The organism is Acidocella sp., from assembly GCF_052326845.1.
In the GTDB taxonomy this organism is placed as follows: Bacteria; Pseudomonadota; Alphaproteobacteria; order Acetobacterales; family Acetobacteraceae; genus Acidocella.
In genome coordinates this window covers 1-3,630 of record NZ_JBKQJR010000091.1, presented here as the reverse complement: position 1 = coordinate 3,630, position 3,630 = coordinate 1, and the positions used below count along the sequence as shown (strand labels likewise).

General features: G+C 60.5%; 1 protein-coding gene and 3 pseudogenes. All 4 read right to left on the bottom strand.

Annotation, left to right across the window (positions count from 1 at the left end):
* Window positions 1–570, bottom strand: a pseudogene (locus ACLPJJ_RS06055) (hypothetical protein); the annotation flags it as partial.
* 9 nt (window positions 571–579) lie between these two features.
* A pseudogene (locus ACLPJJ_RS06050) lies at window positions 580–1,977 on the bottom strand (UDP-galactopyranose mutase).
* Between the two features lie 225 nt (window positions 1,978–2,202).
* A complete protein-coding gene (locus ACLPJJ_RS06045; protein WP_443590047.1) occupies window positions 2,203–3,045 on the bottom strand; it encodes a glycoside hydrolase family 16 protein in 843 nt (280 codons plus the stop codon).
* Between the two features lie 79 nt (window positions 3,046–3,124).
* Window positions 3,125–3,630 (bottom strand): annotated as a pseudogene (locus tag ACLPJJ_RS06040) (hypothetical protein); the annotation flags it as partial.

Here is a 3,630-nt window from a genome sequence, read left to right as displayed (position 1 = left end):
GCCGGCGAGCGGAAACGAGGCGACGGGGCCGCGCAGATGATCCATCAGATAGCGGCCGACCTGCCCGTGCGTGTTGCCGATTCCGGCCTCTATTTTGGTGTTGGAGCAAAGTAGCAGGCGGGGATTTTCAATACCGCCCGCGCACAGGATGACGAAGCGGGCACCCAAAAAATGCCGCGTGCCATCCGGCGCCGCAATCTCCAGCCGCTCCACCAGAGTCGAGCCGTCGTTGACCTCGATCCCGCAGACTGTGGCGTTGGTCACCAGCGTCACGTCGTCGCCGGCCCAGCGCGGCAGATGACGGCTGCAGCGCATATGCTCGCGCGGATTGTCAGGATCGCGACTGAACGCCCAGTAGTAGGAGCGCAGAATGGCTTCGTCGAACATCGGCACCGGACGAGGCCGCTCGGCGATCCTCCAGAATCCCTCATCATTATAACCGCTGCCCAGACTGATGCCGAGATAGGGCGCGGCACGGATGAGATGCGGCAGAAGCGACTCCGGTGTAAGCGGCCAGCCCGAGTGCGGCACCCATGGCCGTTTCTCGTAATCGATGGCATCGAACGGCACGCAGCGCCCCTACCAGGTGTGCGAGGTGCCGCCGACGACGCGGTTGCGGACCAGCCACTGATCCTCGATCCGCGGCCAGCATATGCTCTCCACCTCGTCCAATGCATCGGCGAGACTCTGCCGCGTACGCCCACCGCTTTCCAGCAACAGAATGCGCAGGCCGCTGCCCGACAATTCGCTGGCCACAGCAGTGCCCGCAAATCCGGAGCCGATGATGCAAATATCGTATCCGGATGAGCACAATTCCGGAAGCGCGCTGACGTCACATTGCCGAATTGTCTCCCCCCCACCGCTTTTCAGACAGCGCTCGGCGCCGGCCAGAGATTGGTTGATGACCTGATCCATGTCGAGATACTGATAGGTACTGCACCGGCCGATGAATTCCATATGTGGCTCGGCGGCGGCCAACTCCCGGTATTTCTCGTAAAGCGCTTGGTAGCGGCCATCCGCCGTCTTCACCGGGTAGTAGCGCTCCATGTCATTGTCGCGATAATCGCAAGGTTATTCCTTGGTGATCGTGCGGCGCCCGGTCTCCTCCACCCGGTGGCGCGGTAACGCATCCCATGTTGTTTCACGCGTGTACGGACTGGTGTCAGTGAAATTGGTTACAGGAGCTTCAGGCGCCGCGCCATCCGCCACGGTACGGACATGAAAACGGATCGAACGGTAAGGCAGATCACCAAGCTGGAAGCCGAAATACTCGTCGATCGGCATGGCGTTGAAGCAGAAGTCATAATCCTTCAGCATCTCCCGGTCGAAGTTGGTGTCCAAGTACACGTCAATCGCGGGGTGGTCGAACATGGTTTCGAACAACGCGACATAGCCGTCGCGCGGCAGCATCTGAGTCTCGTCGGAGGCGAAATATGTGTCCACGCGGTCGGTGCGCAGCGGTATTCGTTTGACCACGGCAGGCGACATGTCCTCAAGATCAAATCCCCACATCTTCTTCGTGTAGGGGCGGAAAAACAAATCCGTCAGTTCGATCCCGATCCGGGAATGCAGATGCTCGGCGGCATTGCGTGGTGACTCGATGTTGAGGGCGACGCGGCCAAGATGCACCTCCACCTCCTCCGCTGTCGTGAAACTCGTCCCGAACACCGCATTCACCGTGTTGAGATTAATCGGCAGAGGCGCTAGCCGCCCGCTCGGCAAAAGAGCTCGCACGCGATGCTCGTAGGGGATGAAGCTGCCGAATCGCTGCAGCCAATCTATGACACGCTTCAACCTGGTATGGAACAAATGGGGCCCATAAAGATGCACCCGCACGCCATTGGCATCAAGGAAATCATAGGCATTGCCACCGACATGACGGCGCTTGTCTGTCACCGTGACATCATGCCCAGCGTCCGCCAGGGTTCGTGCATAGACTGCTCCGGCAAATCCGGCACCTACGACCAATATCCTCACGGCGCCTCCATCGCGTCAGACCGACCCGCCAGTTCCCTGCGCACGCTAGCCTATTAGTTGCGGTAACGGAGGAGAGACTTGGGGGAGATCTACCCCGCCATCGGCATCTGCCTCAAATTCACTACCACGCCAACCGGTACAACTTTGGCGTTCTGGAAGAACCCGCCCAGCTCAGATGGAGTACGCGAATCTGCGACTCTGTTCTGGTCGTGGAGCGCTGGCGCCTCAAGGCGGCAGCAGTTTTCGGTAGACCTTAATGTATGCGATCTGCATCACCTGCGGCGAGGTGAGCCCTGCGGTCGGCCAGCCGCCGCCCAACGCCAGATTGGCGAGGATATACATCGGCTGCCGGTATTCGGGTGGCGTCGGCGTGCTCCAATATTCACGGCGGTTCAGATAGAAACTCGTCGTCTGCGGCGTAATCAGAACGCCGAATTTATTGTACCCCGATGACAGACTGCCATCTGGAACCTCCACCATCCGCGTGCGCAGCAGTTTATGGCCGCCATTCACCCAGACATGCTCCGTGGTATGAAAATATCTCGGAAATTCGCCGTAATATTCTATGACGTCGATCTCGGCGGCGGAGCTGCTTTTGTCCTTGCCGATCAGCCAGAACGCCGGCCAGGTGCCGGGGCCGCTCGGCAGGATTGCCTTCATCTCGAAATATCCGTACTTCTGCGAGAATCCGTGCTGCCCTGGCCCATCCTTGTCCACCGAGCAGATCAGCCCCGAGATCCACTTGCCGTCCGGCTGTTTGGTGGCTGTGATCGCCAGCCCTTGAGCATTCAGTGAGAACGGTCCGCCCAGTCCAGGATTGCCGAACGCGGCATCGCCAAAATCGCGGTTCCACGGCGTGTGGGCTATCCAGACGCTGTGCGGACCGCAGGCCGAGATATCGAATGTTTTGAATTCTTCATCGAAACTCAGGGCGTAGCCGGAGAGATCGAGAACCGGTGCGGTGGCAGTAGTCAGTTCCGCGGGTGCGGCACCGTCGCCCAGCAACAGGCTGCCCAGAACAGCGGCGGCAATGCCCAGCCAGGGGCAGAGAGCAAATTTAGTTCGCATGGTGGCAGACGGCTCCAGATGGGCGCGCGGTACAATTCGCGCCCATCCTGGTGTCGCGCCTGGCAGGCACGGGGCGCCATCACAAAACCCGCGCGGGCATACTCAACGGGCGGTTCCGTTCGAAAATACGTAGTTTCCGGCTTAAGAAAATCGCCGACCGGTCGACCAGGCGCTCGAAGACCAGCATCGCCGCGAACGTCACCGTCAGGCCGCAAACACTGGCCACGCCGATCGCCACCCCCAGTCCCGCAGCGTGCAGCCTGACCAGGCAGAACATGGCCACCGTGAACAGGATGGGGAAATGCACGAGATAAAGGCTGAAGGAATAGCGCCCAAGAAGCTGCGCCGGCCGGGAGTCCAGCACGCGCTGCGCCGCGGGCAAGGCGAGCACAGCGAAGAACAACAGGATGGCGCCGAATTGCGGGTAGAAATGGAAATTGTCAACGCGCATCGGTAATTCCTCGAACCGCGTGACGCAGAGAAAGCCGTTCGCTAGCCAAGCGGGCGCCAGATGCGCGGACATCCAGATTCCCGTCAGCCCGGCCGGCACGGCCAGCACCCTGGCCAATCGCCCGTCCAACCGCC